Below are 21,841 nucleotides of genomic sequence, written 5' to 3' on the forward strand. Positions count from 1 at the left end.
TTAACGCCGGAACAACGTTTTTATTGCCTTCAGTACCAAAAACAAAACCACCAAAAACAGGATGATAAACGCTCCGGAAGGCACATCCAATAAATAGGAAAGAAGCAAGCCCGACACACAACCCAGAAAGCCAATCACAATACTTCCCCACATGATTTTCTTGAAGTCGGAAGTAAATAAATTCACGGTTATCTGCGGCAAAGTCAACAAACTCATCAATAACATAATTCCGACCAGCCGAATCGAAAGAACGATCGTCATGGCGATAAAGCACATCATCGTATACTCGATCCATTTTACCGGCAAACCTTGCGTGACAGCGAAATCACGATCAAACGCCACGTAAACGATCTCACGGAGGAAAAGGGAGAACATGAGTATCAACAATACAACCAAGCCCAAGATCCATAAGATATCTGCCGTAGAGATCGTCAATATATTACCAAAAAGATAAGCGGATAGATTCGGGGCATACCCCGGCGTAAGGAAAATAAAAATCACTCCTAAAGCCATACCTAACGACCATACGCCCGCTATGGCGGAATCCTCTCTCACGTTCTGTGTCTTACTCGCCCACTCCACACCAAAGGCAGAGAGGATGGAGAATAACATCGCCATCAAAATCGGGTTAGTCCCCAGATAAAACCCTAATCCCAAACCACCGAACGAGGCATGCGTGATCCCCCCGCTGATAAATACCAACCGGCGGGATACAATATAAGTCCCGACAATCCCACAAGCGATAGCGGTAAGCAAGCTCCCGATTAAAGCGTTTTGAAAAAAGGCATATTGCAATAAATCCATAAGATTTTTCCTGAATTAATGAGTACGGCGCTCGCCAACAATCAAGAATGCCTCATCCTTCAAGGCATCCGGCAAATTGATACCCCGCAGTTGCAAACTACGAAGCCAACCTGCGACTTCTACTTCCCGAAGAGTATAAAGCACTTCGCTAAATTCCTCTATAGCATCCTCATCGTAAGCGTCCGCTTCCACTCCCTGGAACCGGTCTAATTCCTCATCGTTATAATACTCGACTTTCTTACTGACAGCAGCCAATAAACTATCTCGCTCGCAAGTCTCATGTTGCCCGCAACAAACCTCCGGGATTTCCCGTGCCTCGGGGATCTCCGAGATCTCCCCTCGTTCCAGCATTCTTTGAAGTTTCTTATTCCGGAAATACCCAGCAATAGCGGCAACGACACCTAAACAAATAAGACTTATGACAATGTACCACATAATTCAATTGAAAGTTGAGAATTGAAAATTGAAAATTAAAGGACTGATTCCCTGATAAAGAAACCGGCGACCTTAAGATCTTCCCAATAATGGGGGTAACTTTTGCTGACCACTTGCGGGTGGGCTATCTCTATCCCTCCGGGACGAACCAAAGCGGCAGGTGCAAATGACAAGGCCATCCGATGGTCCTCATAAGTAGCGATTACCGGATGTGGCTCCGGTTCCCCGCGCTCACCATTCCATTCCAAGATGCTATCATTATGATCCGTCAACACATAACCTAATTTACGAAGCTCTGTCTTCAAAGCCTCGATCCGATCCGTCTCCTTGATCTTCAAAGATTGAAGCCCCGTGAAACGGAAAGGGATATTCAATAACGCGCAAGTCACCACAAAGGTTTGAGCCAAATCCGGTTCATTCACGAAGTCATAAACCAGCTTCTCGCAGACATTTCCGTTATGCCTCAACACGACTCCGCGGTTCGTATAAGTAGTACCCACGCCTAATTGAGCGAACAACTTCGCTCCGGCAGCATCCCCCTGTAAACTATTCTTGAATAAACCGAGCAACTCGATCTCAGCATCTTTCGACAACGCCATGATCTCATACCAATAAGAAGCGGCACTCCAATCGGATTCCACCGTAAAACGGATCGGCTTATATTCTTGGGGGAGCACCTTGATCGTATTCCCTATCCAAGAAGCTTTCACTCCGTATTGCTCCATCAATTGCAAAGTGATATGGATATAAGGCTTGGAGATAATGGTCCCTTCCAGATGCAACGTAACCCCATTTTCCGTCAGAGGAGCGATCATCAAGATAGCGGATATATATTGAGAGCTGACATTTCCCGGTAGCGAGATCTCCCCGCCTTGCAAAGCACTCCCAAAAATACGCAAAGGAGGATAGCCTTCCTTCTCCATGTATTCAATCCGGGCACCTAAAGCGTTCAACGCATCCACCAATACCTTGATCGGACGGTTTTTCATACGTTCGGTTCCCGTAATCGTCCATTCACCTACCACCTTCGAGAGAAAAGCAGTAAGGAAACGCATCGTCGTACCCGCTGCCCCCACATTAAAATCCCGATCGTTCGAGTTCAATGCCTTTACCATCAAATTCGTATCATCACAATCAGACAAGTTCTCCACATCGTATGCGCTATAACTCAGTGCATTCAAGATCAATGCCCTGTTACTGATACTTTTAGAAGCAGGAAGCTTTACGGTAGTCCGGATAGTGGAACCCGGAGCATTTAGCTGATAATTCATTGCCTTCGTATATTCAAGATTCGAGAGGCAAAAATACGAAAATTAGCGGAGATATGGAGTATATTACGATAGGAAATGGGTGAAAGTATACTAACGATCGATTCTTCCTACACGTATCGTCAACGAAGATTTCACAGAAGGGATATTACGTGTCTCAAGTGCCTATTATGAACCTTCTTATATGTGCGAACAGAGAAATTATTGGTAAAGGAACTTTAATCATTTTTTTTGACAACATACCCGTTATAGTCCCACCCTTTCCATAGGCATGGAAAAAAATTCCCACCTAGGCGGGAAAAAGTTCCCGTCACGGTGGGTAAATATTCCCATGATGATGGGAATGACAAAAATATAGCCAATGAAAAGCATTAAGGCAGAGCCTTCGTCTTCAAGAAATGCTTTTGAAAGAAGAGAATCTGGTAATCGATAGAATTATTCCAGTATTGCGAATCATGATTACCCGGGCGAGTGATAAAGTCATGGTCGATACCTTGCTTTAATAACGCCTCGTGATAATTCTTGTTCACTTCCAAGAAGAAATCACTGTCACCGCAATCGAAAATCAAGGCGATCTGATCTTTCTTCAAGGTTGGTACCAGATTGATAACCGTACACTTCTCCCAGTTCTCCGGATATTGCTCCTTCTCACCTATTTGTAGGCTCATCTCCCAGTTTTTCGGGAAAGGCCGAATATCCATGCCACCACTGGTACTTCCCGCCGCGGAGAAAACATCACTATGGCGAAGGCCATTCCACATAGCGCCATGTCCTCCCATGCTCAAGCCGGTAATAGCACGTCCTTTACGATCGGGCACTGTCTTATAATGGGAATCCATGTATTTCACCAACTCATTCGAGATGAAAGTCTCATATCGTACATCAGCGTTCAAAGGGCTATCCCAATACCACGTGTTCTTGCCATCCGGACATACGAAAAAGATACCCTTCTCGTCGGCGATCTTAGGAAGATCCGGCTTGATACCGATCCATGTACGGGCATTACCACCATAACCATGTAACAAATAAATCACCGGGCAAGCCTTTTCAGCGGCCCTATCCGGGCTTACCACGATTACTTCGATACTTTTATTCATCGAAGGGCTTTTCACTTGCAAAGTATCCACCTTCGCTGCCTGTAAACCGAGCGGAAGCAAACAAACCAACGCTACCGCTACCGCTACCTTTTTCATCCAATTCATATCAGTGAACATTAATGATTAATTCCCCCGTAGCCTTGTTTCCAAGGAACTACGGAGGACAAATATACAGATTTTACAGCCAAAACTCATTTACTTAACGAGAAAGGACGATCCTCTTTCGCGGTTCCTCTTGTCTTCTCCGGTTGATTCCCCATTTGAAGCTCCAGTACGCCTCCATTCACGATATCGCTGTAATGGATATAATTACGTGTATGTACCTTTCCGTTCAAAGTAGCGTTTTGGATATACACGTTCTCCTTGCTATTCCCTTTCGCCTCAATCACAAACATCTTGCCATCCTCCATCGTGATCGTAGCTTTCCGGAATTTCGGGCTACCCAATACATATTCGTCCGTCCCCGGACAAACACTGTAGATTCCCAATGCGCTCAACACATACCAAGAAGACATACCGCCTTGATCCTCATCACCCGGATAACCATTTTCCGAGCTATTATACAGGCGATCCATCACCTGACGAATCCAATATTGCGTCTTCCAAGGCTGGCCTGCGTAGCTATACAAGTAAATCATATGCTGGATCGGCTGGTTACCTTGGGCGTACTGTCCCATCTTCGCCAATTCCATCTCCAGCATCTCATGAATCTTCGTTCCGTATGTTCCATATTTCACGGTACTGGGCAAAGCGAAAACAGAGTCGATCTTCGCCACGAAACGCTCATCACCTCCTGTCAAATCGATCAACCCTTGGATATCATGGAAAACCGACCAGTTGTAATGCCAAGCGTTCCCCTCGCAATAAGGACCACCCCATTCGAAAGCATCGAAATCCGCCCAACTGCCATCCAACTTACGGCCTCTCATAAAACCGACAGACGGATCATATACATTCCTGTAATTATAGATCTGGCGGGCAAAGACCTCCTCATAAAACTTATTCCCTGTCATTTTCGCCAACTGATACGCACAAAAGTCATCATAGCAATACTCCAACGTCTGTGCTGTAGACCCCATGGATTCCGGGTAAGGTATATATCCCAACTGATAATAATCCTTCCAGCGAACCCGTCCGTTGGCACCACCCCAAGGCCCTTTATTCATCGCCTCGTGCGCATACGCTTTCAAAGCCTTCTCCGGATCGAAAGTACGGATGCCCTTCACCCAAGCGTCGGTCAACAAAGAGATCGAGTGGTTCCCTACCATTCCACCGGTCTCGCTCGGGAACGACCAAGAAGGCAACCAGCCACATTGCTCCTGAGCGTCTAGCAAGGCTTGCATATATCGCCCCTGCATCGTCGGGTGTAAGATGTTGGTCAACGGGAACTGGGAGCGGAAGGTATCCCAGAAACCGTTGTCGGTAAACATATATCCATCATGAATCTTCTCGTCATACGGACTATAATAGTAAGGAGAACCATCCTCTTTCTCCTCATAAAATTTATGAGAAAACAAATTAGCACGGAACATACAGGAATAGAAAGTTTTCATATCCTCCTCGGTTCCACCTTCCACCAACACACGATTCAATAGCTGGTTCCATGCGTCAGCGGCCGCTTGCTTCGTCACTTCCACCGATGAGTGCTTACCTAGTTCACGGGCCATCGTGACCTCCGCTTGCTCCAAGCTGATATAAGAGGTAGAGACCTTGGCCTGTACCTTGGAGCCTCTCGAGAATTGTACATAAGCACCGATTCCTTCCCCTTCACGGCTCAAATTATTTTTCTGGATCGTGTTCTTACGATTCTCCCATGTACCATAGCTAACGAAAGGCTTGTCAAACTGAATGATAAAATAATTCTTATGAGTCTTCGGGGAGAAAGCCCCATTGTGTACATAACCGGTAATCCGGTGGTTCGCCACATCGATTCGTACCTGACTGGTTTTCGTATAGCCATCCAGCACGATAAAAGCGTCTCCCTTCGCAGGAAAGGAAAAACGGAAATGAGCGGAGCGGGTAGTTGGCGAGAACTCCGTGGTAATACCATTCTCCAACGTAACCTTATAATAATGGGGTTTGGCAACCTCCTTATCATGAGAGAACGGAGTCGCCCGTTTGGACTCATCAACAACTAATTCCGATACAGGCATCAACGAGAACACCCCGTAATCTCCCACCCACGGGCTACATTGATGTGTCGGTTGGAAGCCCCGGATCGTAGTGGCCGAGTATTGGTATTTCCAGCCATCACCATTTTTCCCGGTCTGTGGAGACCAGCTATTCATGGGATAAGGAACCGCCGTAGTCGGATAGGTATTTCCCCAACTCAACTCGTAAGTCGAGTTTGTCCCTTGTAAAGTATTCACGTATTGCACCAAGTCTTTCTCCGCAAAAACAGGAAAAGAAAGGGTTAAACAGAGGGCTAAAGCCGCCCCCTGTTTATAAAAAGGATTGAGTTTCATGCTATTTTATTTACTGATTAATTATTCAACGCCCCAATTTGTATTCGGTTCGGGCCCCATCTCCAACTCCAATACGCCACCTTTCATGATATCCGTATAATCCAGATAACATTTCGGATAATCCACCCCATTTAATTTAGCGGATTGGATATACGTATTTTCCGGGGTATTGTGGTTGGCTCGTATGGAAAATGCATTCCCCCCGCCAACTTGAATCTCGGTTTTCTCAAAAATAGGACTGGATATCTCATAACGAGTATCACCCGGACAAACCGGATACAAACCGCACGCCGCCAAGACATACCATGCGGACATCTGACCTACATCCTCGTTCCCGACCAAGCCTTCCACCTTATTCTTATACGCCTTATCGCAAATGAAACGAGACCATTTCTGGGTTTTCCACGGCTGTCCCAAATGATTATACAAGAAAGGCACATGGTGAACCGGCTCGTTCGCATGATTGTAATAAGCGTTCCACAGGAAATCCGTAGGGGTCTTGTCGAACATCGTATCCAGATCGGCGATCACACGCTCCGTTCCTCCCATCAGTTCCACCATACCCGGAATATCATGAGGCACGAACCAGCCCTGTTGCAACTCGTTGCATTCCATACAACCGTACCACTCCTTCAGCTTACCCTCTTCCGGCCAAGCCTCGAACTGACCATTCGCTTCCCTCGGACGGAAACTATGTTTCTCCGCATCATACAAATTCCGGTAAGACTGAGCCAACTTCGCATAATAAGCCGCATCCTCCTGTTTCCCTAATGATTCCGCCAACCGAGACATACACCATTCCGTATACGCATACTCCAAGGTCTTGGAGATACTCTGCGGAGTTGGGGTATACCCCAACTCCGCATTCCCGAACAGTTTCGAGGTTTTATCCGCATACCGATAAGCCTCTTCCATATCCAAGCTACAAATACCTTTCGCATAGGCATCCGCCAAGACCGATATAGCCGGATTTCCTAACATACAGCCGCTATAGGCGTTCAACAACTCCCATCGCTCATAATACTCACGGCCACTCTCCTCGGCCATCGTTGTCAAAGACTTCAACAAATCGTTCACCAATACCGGGTTAATAATCGTTTGCAAAGGCATCTGGCTACGGAACACGTCCCAACCGCTAAAGATCGTACGCTTCGTGAACGTATCCGACTTATGCGCTTTTCCATCCGCGCCCATATATTGACCGTCCACATCGGTATAAACCCTCGGATCGATCATCGTATGATACAAGGAAGTATAGAAGATCACCTTTTGCTCATCCGTTCCACCGCTGACATCTATCTTAGACAAAGCCGTATCCCATAACGAACGGGCACGAGAACGCACCGCGTCAAAATCCCAATCCTTGATCTCCGCTTTCAAGTTCTTTTCCGCACCCTCCAAGCTTACAAAGGAAATACCGGCCTTGAGAAGAACCTCCTCGTTCGCCTCGGTCTCAAACTCCGTAAAGAACCCGAGGTGCTCACCCTCATACGATTTTGGTCTCTCCAAGATCTTCGCGTTCGCGGTCAATGTCTGGAAAGCCGGGCTCTCCACAAATTCCCGATGACGATCCTGTCCTTCCGGGATATCCACGCTCCATACACCATACTCCTTTAGCGGTTTGGAGAACTGCGCATAAAAATACACGGTGTACCGGGAAGAACCTTCACCATTCCCCCATCCACCGCCTTCCGGCGTACATTCCATGCGTCCGGCGATCGTATGGTCATCTATCACTTGAACCGCCTGATACGTAGAAGTACCTCCCACACGGCGGGCTAAATCCAACTGGATGCGAGACTGTTTATTCTCGGGGAAAACGAATCGCAGCATACCGCTATGAGGAGCCGCCGTCGCTTCCGCTTGTATCTGGTAATCGCTCAGCAATACCTTATAATATCCAGCCTCAGCCTCTTCGGAAGATTTATCATATCGGGAACGATACCCGGCTACGCCCCCCTCCTTACCGGAGTTCGTGCGCAGGTCGCCCACGGTAGGCATTACCAATAAATTACCCAGATCGCCATACCAGCCGATACCACTCATCTGTGTAAAGGCGAATCCCTCGATCGTCTCGTGCTCGTAACTATATCCGGAACCATTATCGCCCCCCGTAATCGTATTCGGACTTACCTGTACCATACCGAAAGGGGTAGTCGCACCGGGGAAGGTCTTCCCCAAGCCATGATAAGCGCCGGCGGCCTCAGTATTCGTACTCGCCCCGATAAAGGGGTTTACATAGTCGGAGAAATGCACCTCCTCGATTGTCCGTGTCGGACCGGAACAAGCAGTTCCCACCAATACGAGCGATAACGCCGCAGTCGTTACCCATCTCAAATTTCTTTCTAGCTGTATCATCTTTTTATAAGTTCTATTCTACGTACCTTCGGCTGGGCGACCTGATACATACGATCCACCAACATATCGATTTGTTGGTTCCAAGCCTCCCGTATCTCCGGATACATCATCTTGGAATAGTTATCCAGATGGCCGGCCAAGAAGATATTCGTATGAAGATTCGCCCTTAGCGTATCCATAGCGGCGATATTATCCTGAAATAACATACCTTTCCGCTTCAAGATATAAAATTCTGTCCACGCATATTCCCGGAAACGCTTCTCGATATTCCAACGTTCCTCATTCAAATGCATGACCCGAACGGCCTGCTGATATTGCGGTGTGTTCGTTAACGTCGCTAAGTTAATACCTTTTGCCAAATCCTCGGCCGAAAACGTAGAAATTGAATCCCCATCTATCTCCAGCCTATAGGAACCACTCAATCCATCCACCCGCAATACCTCTTGGTTTATATCCTCCATAATCGGAGCGTACAAGGTCGCCTCGTATTGCGTATGCTTTTTCTCCCAACCCCGGGGGATCGTGTCCATCGGATAAGGCAAGGACTTCGCCAAATAGGTAAAAGAGACCGTACCCTTGTCCGATACTTTCAACTCGTTCACGAAACAATTCTCGTTCGCCAGTAACACACGCCGGGAAGCATCTATATCGACTTTCGCGACCGGCTTACCTGCTAATCCCTGAGATTTCAAGAAGAAATATGCCATTAACATATTACCGTGGTTATCCGGATGGATCCGATCACCTTGCGTCAAGGTAAACCGCGGGTCTTTCGCTTGCTGCACCCTGTTCACTTCCAAGATCGGATTATGGAAATCCACGAACGCCCAATCGTTCTTCACGGCTGCCTCTTTCTGCAAGCCGATGATTTTCTGGATCGTAGCGTTCTTTCCGGGGAAAGGCTTATTTTTCTCATTTTGCCAAGTCTCGTCGTACGGCGTACCTCCGATCATGATCACCCTTGTATCTTTGTGAGATTTCATGATTCGCTGCATCGCTTGAAAGGTCGTATCTACCCGATACATTTGCCGCTCTACGAATGCCGCGGGATTATCGCCGTTATATTCGAAATAGCCGCTATCGTTCATACCGAAAGTAGCCGTAACCACCGTCGGATTCTTACCATATACATCTTCCTCGATCCGTTCCAACATATCCCAAGAACTGTCGCCACCGGTACCGGCGCTATACATCCGCATCCGCATATCCGGGAAATGAGTGATATAGTACAGCCATATATAAGAATGATAATGTCCACCCTCTGTTATGCTATTACCTAAAAAAACAACCCGGTCACCCCTTTGGAAAGGGGAAGGAGCTTTCTGCGCATTGCCACCTATAAATACAGAAAGCATACACGCCAAGCTAAAAAGCCATCGATTGGTTCTCATCTTATCTACTCCTTTGGCTCTTAAAAGTTCAATTGTTTATCCGATACGGCTACCGCTACGAATGAATCGGCACAGCCATAATACAGATACCATTTATTCCGGTAATAGACCAAACCTTCTACGAAAACCGTACCCGCGGGGTATTGGCCGCTTTTCTCAAAATCATCCGTCGGCTGCAAGAAAGGTTTATCCAGACGACCGATCAGTTTCGTCGGGTTATTTACATCGAACAAAGCTTGTCCGGCACAATAAGAGTTCGCCGGATAAGCGGTGTCTCCTTTTTCTCCCGGCTCATTTTTACCGTTATACAACAGAAGGATACCCTCTTTCGTCAAGATAGCGGGAGGTCCACATTCGGTCAACTGGCTATCAAAATAGCCAGAACGGGGAGAGAATAACTTGAGTAACTCACCATTCTCGTCCAACAGAGGATTCCAATCGGTTAAATTATCGGAGGTAGCCGCATATACGTTCTTTTCTCCCCAGTACATGAAATACTTGCCATTCACTTTCGCGATAACTTGCTTATCGCCCTTTAAAGTCGTGACTAACGATGCGGATTTGGTCGCCTCATCCTTGAATTTACCATTATAAGCTTTTTCAAAAGCCGGACCGAACTTCGTCCAGTGTTTCAAATCCTTTGAGGTCGCCACCGCCAGACGAGGCACCTTGCGGTTCCATTGCGTATACAGCAAGACATACGTACCATCCTCGGTCATAGCGATACGGGGATCTTCCGTACCTCCGGGACATTCATTCTCCGCTTGATTATCTTTAGCCGGATAAAAAGCCGGCTCCGTATCCCTCTCGAAATGGATACCGTCTGTAGAGGTAGCATATCCCAAACGGGAAGTCCGGGAACCGATCCCCTGAGCGGAGTTATCTTCCGCACGGTACATCACCACGATCTTTCCATCGTAAATCGTAGCGGCCGGATTAAATGTGTCACTCTCTTCCCACGCTATGGAATCTTCCCGCATCGGGCAATAAAACTTGGTCGGCAACGGCCTGATCACCGGATTCACTCCTGCCGGACGCTCAAATCCGTCCAAGCACCAAGTTGTCTCCGATGTAGTTTCCGATACAGCTTCCTCTGTCTGATCTTTCTTCTGAGAGCCGCAAGCTACGGTCACTAATCCCAATAAACCGAAAGCAGAGGCTAATAATGTTTCTCTAATCATGTTATTCGTAGTATTAAGTTATATTTATTTTAGCCTTTTATTCTATATACCCCTCAACAGGATAAAACACTTACGACATAATAATTTAAAAACAGCTATTAACATAAGTCAACAAAAGGGAATCATATGGTTCCTATTCCGCAGACAGCGATAGAGTGTGTTTTCCACTTTCCAGCAGGACCGAGCCCGCTGATATTTCTACATTATTTCCATCTAACACACAGCTCAATACATTAAAGGGAACGATAAAAGTCGCCGTACTATTCGCAGGAATTTCCAGATCAAGCGAAAGCGATTGGTTCTCCACAGCCCAAGACACACGTGCCGTACCGTAAGGAGTCTCTTTCGCCACTTTCGCCCACGTCACGCCATCCGGCATCTGAGGTTTGATGAAGAAATGCTTATAGCCCGGTTCATCCTCATCCGGCAAGATCCCTCCGATCGCCTGGCAAAACCAAGCACCGATACCATTGAAACAGTTATGAACCTTACTACGTTCCCCCGACCAATATTCCCAAGTCGTAGAGGCTCCTTGATCAATCATATATAGGTATCCCGGCTGCTCTCTCTTTTTCAGCATGGAATAGAGAAAATCGGCCTCTCCATTTTTTATCGCCCAATCGGTCAAGATCGTAACCCCCACCAAACCGACGCCGATATGTCCTTTACAATGCTCCAGAGTCTCTCGATACAAACCTTCCTTTATCTCGGGCATATCCTGTTCGTCCGTCACGCCGACCAACATCGGATAAATCCGATCGATCTGGGAACCTGTAGCGTATTGTTTCTTCTCCGGATCGTAGAAAGTCTTCCGGATCAGCTCGTTCAATCGCTTACGACGCTCTTTGTACTTAGCGGCATCCTCCGTTTTCCCCAGTACCATCGCAATCTTCTCCATCGTAGCGAGGCAATCGCTTATAAAGCAGTTACTAACCAGATCTACCGACGACTGTGCCGTATAATCGACACCCGCCGGAGCCAACCAATCCCCTAAATACCACGCCCTATAATCAGTATCCGGCCAGCGTTTCAGCAATCCATCGACCGTATACGTATCCACATAACGCAACCAATGTTGCATAACCGGATAATATCGCTCGATCAGACGGCTATCCCCATAATTCAAATAAGTCTGCCACGATCCCGCGATAATAAAGCCACACCAGTACGGACCACCTCCCGCCGGGTATGGATTCGGTACGCAATGCGGCATACCTCCATCCTCACGGATACAATCCTGCCACATCTGCATCCAGTTCATATACACGGAAGGCCCTTCATACAATGTCTGGAAACTCTTGCAAGAGGCATTTCCATCCCCACCGTACCCCATACGTTCATAATGCGGACAGTCTACGATATAACCGCTGAATGCCAAGTTTTTGAAAGTATACTTGATCATCGCATAGATAGCGTTCAAATCCGGATCTGAGCACTCGAAAGACGAGGCATCCTTATAATCCGTATGAATCAGATAACCGGTTACTTCCTCCGGAGCTTTCGCCAAACCGGATATCCTTATATATTGAAACGCATGGTGGTTAAATTTATTCCGGAATACCTCTCTGCCCTGTCCGGAACCAATATACCAATCCTCATACTGTCCGTTCTCCTCTTGTGGCTCGAAATCTTCGTTTTCATTTAACCAATCCGTATATTCCATACGGACCCGATGACCTTCCGGCAATTTTGGAAAACGCACTTCAACCCAACCATTTAGCACCTTTCCCATATCTACGAGCCAAATACTATCCCCTATCTGCTTGATTTCTTTGGGACAGATAATTTCCTGTATTCGATTAGATTCACACATTTGGGGAGTTACCTCTATCCCCGTAACCTCCACTTCCTGTACCGGCATCCAATCCTGTTTGTCAAGCGTAGCGGTTGTCAAATCCGGCAATGCCTTTCGCCCATCCACACACTCCCCTCCGAATTGATGGGGATACCAAGTACCGGTACCGGTCTCACTATACATACTTCCCCTGCCTTCCCAAGAGCCATCTGTAACAAGTAGCGTACTTACGGTACCATTTGCTTGAATCTCGTCTAATTGCAGTTTAACTAACGGTCCATCATGAACGGCATTAAATGTAGCTTTCCTATACCAACCACGGCCCAACCAGACCAATAAATCGTTTGTCCCCAGTTTTACGTATGGCGTAAGATCGTATGTCACGGACAATGACCTTTTGTTTAATTGAGATACCGCAGGCGAGAGAACATCTTCCGACATCTTCTTCCCATTTAAATAAATCTCATGATACCCCAAAGAGTTTACATGAAGCAGTAATGTGGCATCACTGTCTCGAAGCTCGAATTTCTTCCTTAGCATCGGATTCTTCTCTTCCGGCATTCCTATATATTGCCCTTGCCATTCCGCTCTTGTCAGAAGCCCCACTCCAAAACGGTTCACCGGGCTCCACTCCGAGGCATCCCCTTTATCGTCCCATATCCGAACCTTCCAATAAGCCAACATACGAGAACGAAGCTCCTTTCCCTGATAAGGAACCATCACGGAAGCGGAGGATTTTATTTTACCGGAATTCCACAAATCGGCTTTATCTTGAACCAACAGGGTACTATCCGAGGCCACTTGTATCTCAAAATAAGTTTGTCGCACGGCTTGTCTGTCCACCTCTATCTTCCAGCTAAAATGAGGATGGGTATTATCAATAGCTATTGGATTTTCCAGATTCTCACAGCGAAGATCTTTTAATATGATTTTCCTCCCCGATTCACAACTCGACATAAATAACAATAAGGTTACAAAAAAGTAGATTAATAGACTTTTCATGATAAATAGATTGAGATTCCGCATGAATATACTCCCGAACGCTTAATTATACTTATATCCCCGATAAATATTAATATTTATTAAGTCACTCACCATATCACGATCCATAATCACCTTTCACGATACCGCTTACAGTAACAACGACATTACTATTAATAGTAACGATCGTATAACGTCCATTCGCATCCGATGTTACTACCCTCGGTTACGGTCATAGATCCTAAAGCGGTAATTGTAGCACCCTCTACAACCGGTAAGGTCACAGTATATGTGACCAGGGTTGGTTTTGGTTCAGGTTCGGAAATATGGAATCCATTTGCCGTGATAACCAATGTGCCAGCGATCTTCTCCAGCGTAAATTTACCGGAAGAGCGATCTTATAACGGATTGGAAAGACTACAGGAATCTTTACCCAAAAACAACGAATTATACTGCCAATCAACGATATTTCAACTTCCGGTTCATTTTATATGGCTATATGGATATCGCAGTATAGCGGGAAGACGCACGTTCCGTGTGGAAATATTCGCCTTCAAAAGGCCGGAAAAGCAGGTAGGAACTGTATACGTTTTCCCCAGCCAAAAGACATTATAGCGCTATATGGATATAACGTAATATTCAAAACATGCTCTGCGGAAAACGGAGGGAGCGAGGCCGTAAGCCCGACAGGCTATTGCCACTCATGAGGAAGTATGGCGATACGCTCACCCTCCCTATGGTCTTCATGGGCGAACGGATACAGCGAAGGAAAAATACGGCTTAGAGGAGATAAAAAACTCCTTGGGGAAGCCTTTCTCGCGACTTACCCCAAGGAGGAGAGTTTATTGCCATTTACAAAGAGTTCGTTACCTGACGATCACTTTCTCTGTCAGTTCCCGATCGCCATCGGAGGCGCAAATGATATAGAGACCTGACGGAAGCGTGAACTGGTATTGGGTCGCATTCACGGAGATGTTACGTATTTGCCTACCATTTACGCCGAACACCTTGATCTCTTTCACCGGCCGGAGGGCAGATACGATCACTTCTCCTTTCCTCGCAGAGTAAATGGAGATATTGTTCTCCAATCCTTCTTCCAGGACACTGCTACGGAGATAATAACGTCCGTGGCAGTCGCCGGAGACTCGCAGGTTGTAACTCTCTCCTTCCAAGACCACGCTCTCGCGAGTCCGTGCGTCGTAAAGGTAGAGGGGAGCGGCCAACTGGTTGATACCGCTGATGGTAATCGTCGTCTCGTCACCGTTTCCGTTATAGATACCCAAACCGACATTACTTATCTCCTTTACCGCATTCACCTGTGCCGCCACACTGCCTGACACGGTATAAACCATCGGCGCATCCAACTCGGAATCAAGCAAGAGCACCGCATCTTCGGAGGCCTCATAGCCGTCAGAGGCCTTGTCAGAAGTCATCAACGTCGCCACGCTCCGATACCCCTCACGTTCAGCTGTCAGGGTCAATACCGGGTTGGAGGCTGTATAAGCCCGTGTCGTTCCGGTCTCGGCGGCAGGAGCTTGCGCCATCATATCCGTGGTGAAGGTAACGTTTTGGGTTATCCCTTCCGTCCGGGTTGTTTCGCCATCATTCAATTCCACGAAGAAGGCGGTCATCGGCGGGATCAGGCCGGTGAGGGTCTCACCACTTCCCGTCTCGTTGCCTGCCCATCCAACGTCAGGCGTGCCTACCACGGCCTGGCTTGTTCCTCCGGAAAGCGTCCAGTACTTCTTCGCCAGGGTGGTATTTTCCGCAAAGAACTTACTCATATCCAGATAGGTCATGTAGGGGTTACCTATCAGGAAGTGCTTACCGTCGCCATCCACGGTGGAAAGCTCTACCGTAATCTCTTCGTCGCCTGCCATCTTTCCCGCGTTAGTACGGTTGCCGGAAGTGAGGTCCGGCTTTTGGGAAAGGGAACGCGTGGCAGGTGCCTTCTCATAGAGATACTCGGTGTCTGCCTTGGGAAGACGCACCAAAGCCTTCCCGGCCCCGTTCACGTCCTCCACCCGTGCGTAAAATCCCTTGCCCAGGGTGTAGGGCACCCACACGTCGTTGTACTCAATGCTCCAGTTGGATTGTACGACATCCACGTCTGTACAGCTTCCCGCATTATTGCCGCTGTATGGATTCTCCACGTTGGAGTAGGCGATCGCCCTGCTCCAAGCCTTTTGGTAGAAAGCTGGAGACCAGCGGTTGTAATCGGTGGTATTGTAAATGATGTGGTTGAATGCGGGGGTCGTCTGCCTTCCGTTTTCCGAAGGAGCATACATGTCTCCCGCATAGACATCGCACAGTGGCGAGGCCATCCAATAGGCCGTGCCCGGAGTCATCTCTAACTCTACCCGTGCCGTGTCATAGATGAGGCGCTGCTGGTTCATCAGGGTTGCCCCAGGCTTGAGGTAGATCTCGTTTACCTTGTTGATGTAGTAGGGTACGATGCTATAGGGGGACCCATTTCCAGTCGCATTCGTCACCGTATCCACCGCCATGTCGTATTGGGGATTGTTTTCCTCCAATGGGATGTCGAGGATCTTGTAGTCGTCGTTGCTACTGCTTGCGTCCGTATAGCTCGGCGTTGTCAAAATTAGTTCCTTGTTGTCGGGGACGGTGATCTTGGTGAAGTAGAGCGGAGAGTAGGCTTCCTTCACGTTGTCCGTGCCGTTTGCGTCCATGTCCGGGTTCTGACTGTAGCCGCTGAAGTAGAGATCGCTCTTGGTGGATTGGTTCCACTTCGTATCGTCGTACCATTTATCGGAGGAGGAGCCCTTCCAGGTCAGGTACTCCGGCACGATCTTGACGGGAAGGGTCGCCACGCCGTCACACTGGCTGCCCATTACTCCGTCGCTACCTATCTGTACGAAGGGGATGTAGAGGGTGTATTGCTTGCCTTCCCGCATGTATTGGTCGGCGTTGTCGTTCCACGTGATGGTCACAGTACCGGTCACGTCATAGTTCTTGCTCGTACTCTCTTCCCCTTTCTCTTCCGGAGGCACAGCCTCGCCATCGCCGGTGATCGGGATGTCCATTGCGGTAACGGTGCCTACCTGCTGCATGTTCTCATCACCTCGATCAATATAAACGGGGTTCACCGTCGTCGCATGGGTTGAGATACCGAATGAGGTCACGCCTTCTGCCGCTTGCAGGGCTTTGCGGACGGGGATCTCGAAGGTGTGGGTTTGGTCGGCCAAGTGCCTGCGGCCGAGGCGCAAGGGCACCCCGCTGTCATTCTCCGCGATCTGCGTGGTCGAGAAGCCCACGTAGAAATCCGGGATGTCGTCGCCATCGATCGCCAGATCCACGGCGCTCGCGCTGGAGCAGTACACGTATTGGCCCGCGGTCGATTCATCTTCATACACGTAAGGCATCGCCACGATCTGCGGACTGTTCACGACCAAGTTGAAGGTCTCGTTCGGCCCGACACCCGTCCGGATCAGACCTTCGTCGAACAACCCCTTCAACAGAGCTTTGTCTTCTTCGCTGTTGTAACTGCTGGACGAGATCCATGATTCCATGTCTGACCAAGTGAACCCGTCCGTGTCTCTTCGATCCAACCGATACGCACTGATGACCATCGACAGGGAGTCTTCTCCCTGGTTTCCGAACAACAACTTGTCATAATCCTCCTTCGGTCCGAGGTACCAATCGAACACGTAGTCGTTGAATGTCTCTTCATCTTCCAATGGTTCCATTGTATCTTTGTCGTACACCGCAAGGGTCGGGGTGATCTTTCGGATCGCACCGAGGCAGAGGGCCGTCTCGGCATTCGTTTCCGCCTGAACGAGGATGTTGGTGGCGGGATAGACCGTGAACTCCGACATGAGGGTACATTCGCCGACCGTGATACCTCCATCTCCATCCCCGGCAACTTCCGAGGCGGCGAAGGTTACGACCCAATATTTACCCGATGCGGTCTGTTCGTTCCCCTCGACATCTCTGTATTTTTCGTTCTGATACCGGAGGTCGGTGTTGCCCACATCAAGGATGCCGAGGTAGAGTCGTCTTTCAGTCGTATTATACCATGGACAGCGGAGGCGCGGGATGCCGAGACGAGCATACAGTATCTCAATGGCGGCTTGATAAGCCTCCTCGCTAAAGTTTTCTTTTTCAGGGTTACAGTCAGTTACATCGATCAGCCGGTGCCCTTCAGTTGAATATTTCTCCTGCCACATTTTGATATCCGCATTGTAGTCGCAGATGGCACGGTAGTTCATGATCTGCTCGTTCTTGAGGGCTTTACTGCGCTCGGTGGTATAAAACTCATAACCGCGTTTTTCCGGGTAAGCCTGATCTTGCCCATTGTTTTGTCGCATGGCTGTGGAGACAGGTACACGGACGGCAAAGGCTGCCCGATACAATTCGGCATTGTCCTTGATGGCGTTGCTTACGGAAATCCAATTTTCCTGATTCTCATCCAAGAAAGAGAAGTACACATTACCAACCACGGAGTTCAGGAAGTCGTGACTACCTTGCTCATCAATTTCACCCATCAAGCCGTAACGGTACTTGCGCAGATCTAAGTCTGTGTAGTCGTAACCGTTCGGATTGTTTTCGTCTTTTTGGTGTGCCACGTATTGATTCTCCTCCCATCCCATGTTGCGGAGGATGGTCTCATAATTTGTGCTGATGATAAGCGTGGAGGCATCGCAGGCGTTCTCACGCTGCACTTGGATATTGGGCAGCGACTTGTAGATGCGGATGTCATCAATGGCGTAGTCACCTCCGTCTGAATTTGGGGTGTTGTTCTCGATGTCCACCACATATTCGGTGAACTTATCCAAGTCTTGTCGGTCGATCGTGATTCGATAGCAGAGTTGTTTCCAGGTCGCTTGATCGTATCCGTCCCTCTCCATCTCTCCGGATACGAAGCGGTGGAGCACTTCTGTCTCGCCGTTCTCCTCTTCCCCACGCAGGACAAGGCTCAGGTTAGGCAGCGTCGAAGCATTACTCAGGTCAGCGACCCATACTGTGACGGTCAGTTCCGTATGCGCACAGAGTGTCCCTTCGAGCGGGATGCTGACGATACGTCCCGGCTCGGCGGAAGCATTCACGTAGTAGAAGTAACCGAGTTGTTTTTGGTTCGAGTTGTGCCAAGTTCGATCGCGCATTTCCTTACTCCGCAGCGAGGGGATGTTGTTTGCGTAATACCAACCGTAAGTCTTGTTGTAGCTCCGGTACGAATTACGGCTCGGGTAATACGAAACTTTCCAATTCGATCCGTAATCGTTGACCTCCCGACTTCCCCAGCTACCCGTCGAGCTCAAACTCTGCGAAATATTCTCAACATTCGCTGTACGATACAACCCATAGGCATCTTCCGGCATGTAGTATTGAGGGCTGATCCAAGACAGATTCGGACTGACGAAACTGTAGGTGGTCTGCGACGGATCGACCGGCGTGCTCCGCATGTTGTTCTCTTTTGTGAGGCTTCCTGCATTGATCGGCTCACCGTAATCGAAATCCACGACTCCGATCTGCTGGTATTCGGCCGGATAATCCTCGGGATTACGCTTCTTGACGTTCGTGATGGCGGTTTCTGCAGCGAAATTGGAGTCTTCCTGTGGGGTTAGGATAAAGCGCATGATGATGGGGCTTTGCGTTCCGGGCCCGTATGAATTTGTGTTGGCTCGAACCTCGACCGTGGTTTCCTGGTTAATCCTGACTGTTGAATAATCCTGATCAAGGGCAATGGTCTTTGAGGAGGAGTAACGATTGGTTATGGTTTGGTTTCCTTGTTGGATTGAGAAACTGAATCGCCGCCCGTGAAAGTCGCTGTTGTTCCAATAATAACTTTCCGGATCAAGGGGCATTTGTAGGGTGATTCCGGTCGCACCGATAGGGACGGTGATGTAGCGCGTCTCCATGGCGTTGCCGTTCGTGACGGCATCAAGGCGGTCGCTTATCTGCGAGGCGGGTTTGATCAAAAACTTATAGCGTTTGCCGATAGTCGGCTCGGTGTAGATACCTTCGGATGCATTGATATCGGTCGTTCCGTCCACATTGAAACTGACATCGCAAAAGACCGAATCCTCAGTAGTTACGTTCCTCGTGTAGGAGATTTGATGCACGTTCGTTTTCGTCCACTGCGACCAATGCCAGAAATAGGAAGCACTATTTCCTCTAGTTTGAAGCAGATTAGAGCCGCTCGTGCTCAAATTCGTTATATTCGTTCCGTCCCCGTTCGTGTTTTTCTGGTACCAGCGGAAATAGTAGTAATACGAGAAGTTCCCGATGGTGAGCGTCCGGCTTGAGTTCGACGCAACATACACGGTGTCCACGAGCGTCGGGATATTCTCCTGCGGAAACGTCTTCCCGCTTTGCGTCCGAATCGTATACGTCTGTCCCCACCCGTTCGCAACAAGCCCAAAAAGTGCCATAAGCAGGAGAGCGGATACTCTGCGGTGTTTTCTCCTATGTAATGATGTTACCTCTTTCATGGTTAGTTACCTCCTGTTGTTGATTGATTCGTAATCCTAATGGTATAGGGCACCGACACGGTCGATGTCGTACTGCTCTGGTTCGTTCCCTCAATAACCAGTGTCAGCTGGATCTCTGCCGTTGCCGTATTTGCCAGTTCCTGCGCTGTGACGGTGAAAGAGCCGGATTTTCCTTCGCTCCCTTCTGTAGCCTTTACGGAAAAAGCCTTCGCCGTGTCCTCCAACCAGGGCGCAGCCGCATTATTTTCAGGGACATTGATCAGCAAGGGTGAGTCCTCGTCGTTATTGCTCACCAGGACGGCGCTGGTAAAGGTCTTACCGTCCAGATATGATGAGCCATCGTAATGTTTCAGTTTGGCATTTTTTAACGACGAGATACTATCTAACTCATAGGTAATCGTGATATCCCCGCCATGTCCTCTCGTAGAGTAGGTATATTCCGGAACGATGACGCCCGCCCCCATCGTGATGGTCGTGGGAAGCCCCCCGATGGGCATGTGTCTCATATCGAAACTGATGTCGGTCTTCACGTCGGAAATCTGCAACGGGATACGCAGCCAGTCGTTGCGACGGATGAAGGAGAACTCCGTATCCTTGGGTGTATTGTCCCGATCCTCCACGTCAACCGTGACCTGCAGGTTGTTCAACCCCTCTATTTTCATGAAATCGGTCTCGTTGGTATAGAACTGGAACGAGTCCGAACCGCCGGCGTCTATTATTCGCTCTTGTTCTTCGGCTGTTCCTCCAACGAGTACCTTCTCAGTATAGTTTTCTGTTGTCGAACTTGCCGGGAAAATAGGAATATACGAGTCGTTCATGTCGTCGTCTAACAGGTTCCTTGTAGTCTTGTTCATCGCTTCATCATAAGGCAGTAGATATATATCGCCCGAGGTGCGGAAACCGTTTAACGACAGTCCGTTTAACGTGATCGGATCGTTTAGCGTATTCGTAAGGCTCACCGTCACTTTCCCGACGAGACGGATCAACGGGATCTCGACGGACGATGTCGTGGCTTCGACAGCCACACTCTCCTTGTAACTGCTCATCGGGAAATAAGGCCCCGCCTGGGTCGAACCGTCATCGAACCCGGTCGCATCGATCGTGCCGACTGTTTTTGTCTTGTCAAACACCTCGCCCTCTCCGAGGTCGTTCAGGTATTCTTTATTCTCGTCCGGCAAATTGGCGAACGCATAAAGATCATAGCTCTCCCCGATAAGGAGCGGGACGCTCACCTCGTGACGGCTATCCGCGCCGCCCGTCTCCTGGGCGATGTCGTCCTTCGTGTTCGACAGGACTCTGTCGACCTTGTCATCCTTCATCACCACGATCCACCAATCCTTGATATAACGCTCGTAGGACGTATCCTCTTCCCGCCCTGTGGTCGCTCTCGTATAGACCGGAACGGCATTCCCCAGGCTTCCTAGCGACACCACCAGCGTTGCGTAGCCCGGGAACGGTTCCTTTTCTCCCATGTCATCCGAGCAGCCGGGCAGGACGCCTCCGGCCAGTGCCAGGACCGTCAGTCCCAGGAGGCATCTGCGCAGGCTTGCCTTCATGTTGTCATACTCTAGTTTCATTCGGTTGTCGTATTTATCGTATCGTTTTCCTTTTCTT

11 protein-coding genes are annotated in these 21,841 nt (G+C 48.7%); all 11 read right to left on the reverse strand.

From position 1 onward, the window contains the following. On the reverse strand, positions 1 to 804 hold the full coding sequence (locus tag Q0110_RS13710) for a metal ABC transporter permease (protein ID WP_297907430.1): 804 nt from the start codon (positions 802 to 804) through the stop codon (positions 1 to 3). 15 nt (positions 805 to 819) lie between these two features. Further along, positions 820 to 1,239 (reverse strand): phospholipase, encoded by a 420-nt coding sequence (locus tag Q0110_RS13715; RefSeq protein WP_297907432.1) that lies wholly within the window; start codon positions 1,237 to 1,239, stop codon positions 820 to 822. 35 nt (positions 1,240 to 1,274) lie between these two features. Further along, positions 1,275 to 2,510 carry a 3-phosphoshikimate 1-carboxyvinyltransferase gene (locus Q0110_RS13720; protein ID WP_297907435.1) on the reverse strand — a complete coding sequence of 412 codons (1,236 nt, stop codon included), beginning with the start codon at positions 2,508 to 2,510 and terminating at the stop codon, positions 1,275 to 1,277. A 368-nt stretch (positions 2,511 to 2,878) separates the two neighbouring features. Beyond that, a complete protein-coding gene (locus tag Q0110_RS13725; protein ID WP_297907438.1) occupies positions 2,879 to 3,709 on the reverse strand; it encodes an alpha/beta hydrolase family protein in 831 nt (276 codons plus the stop codon). Between the two features lie 86 nt (positions 3,710 to 3,795). Next, positions 3,796 to 6,069, reverse strand: a complete 2,274-nt coding sequence (locus Q0110_RS13730) for a GH92 family glycosyl hydrolase (RefSeq protein WP_297907441.1) — start codon at positions 6,067 to 6,069, stop codon at positions 3,796 to 3,798. A gap of 21 nt (positions 6,070 to 6,090) precedes the next feature. After that, positions 6,091 to 8,427, reverse strand: a complete 2,337-nt coding sequence (locus tag Q0110_RS13735) for a GH92 family glycosyl hydrolase (protein WP_297907444.1) — start codon at positions 8,425 to 8,427, stop codon at positions 6,091 to 6,093. Continuing rightward, complete coding sequence (locus Q0110_RS13740) at positions 8,424 to 9,818, reverse strand: SGNH/GDSL hydrolase family protein (RefSeq protein WP_297907447.1); 1,395 nt, start codon at positions 9,816 to 9,818, stop codon at positions 8,424 to 8,426. Before Q0110_RS13740 ends, Q0110_RS13735 begins: the two co-directional genes overlap by 4 nt. 20 nt (positions 9,819 to 9,838) lie before the next feature. Continuing rightward, positions 9,839 to 10,999, reverse strand: a complete 1,161-nt coding sequence (locus Q0110_RS13745) for a glycoside hydrolase family 130 protein (protein WP_297907450.1) — start codon at positions 10,997 to 10,999, stop codon at positions 9,839 to 9,841. 133 nt (positions 11,000 to 11,132) lie between these two features. Continuing rightward, complete coding sequence (locus Q0110_RS13750; protein WP_366139678.1) at positions 11,133 to 13,820, reverse strand: family 78 glycoside hydrolase catalytic domain; 2,688 nt, start codon at positions 13,818 to 13,820, stop codon at positions 11,133 to 11,135. An 821-nt stretch (positions 13,821 to 14,641) separates the two neighbouring features. Then, positions 14,642 to 20,167 (reverse strand): T9SS type A sorting domain-containing protein, encoded by a 5,526-nt coding sequence (locus tag Q0110_RS13755; protein WP_297907457.1) that lies wholly within the window; start codon positions 20,165 to 20,167, stop codon positions 14,642 to 14,644. Between the two features lie 62 nt (positions 20,168 to 20,229). Further along, positions 20,230 to 21,804, reverse strand: a complete 1,575-nt coding sequence (locus tag Q0110_RS13760) for a hypothetical protein (protein ID WP_297907460.1) — start codon at positions 21,802 to 21,804, stop codon at positions 20,230 to 20,232. Positions 21,805 to 21,841 lie beyond the last annotated feature (37 nt).

Origin of the sequence: uncultured Parabacteroides sp. (assembly GCF_947855115.1) — a bacterium.
In the GTDB taxonomy this organism is placed as follows: Bacteria; Bacteroidota; Bacteroidia; order Bacteroidales; family Tannerellaceae; genus Parabacteroides.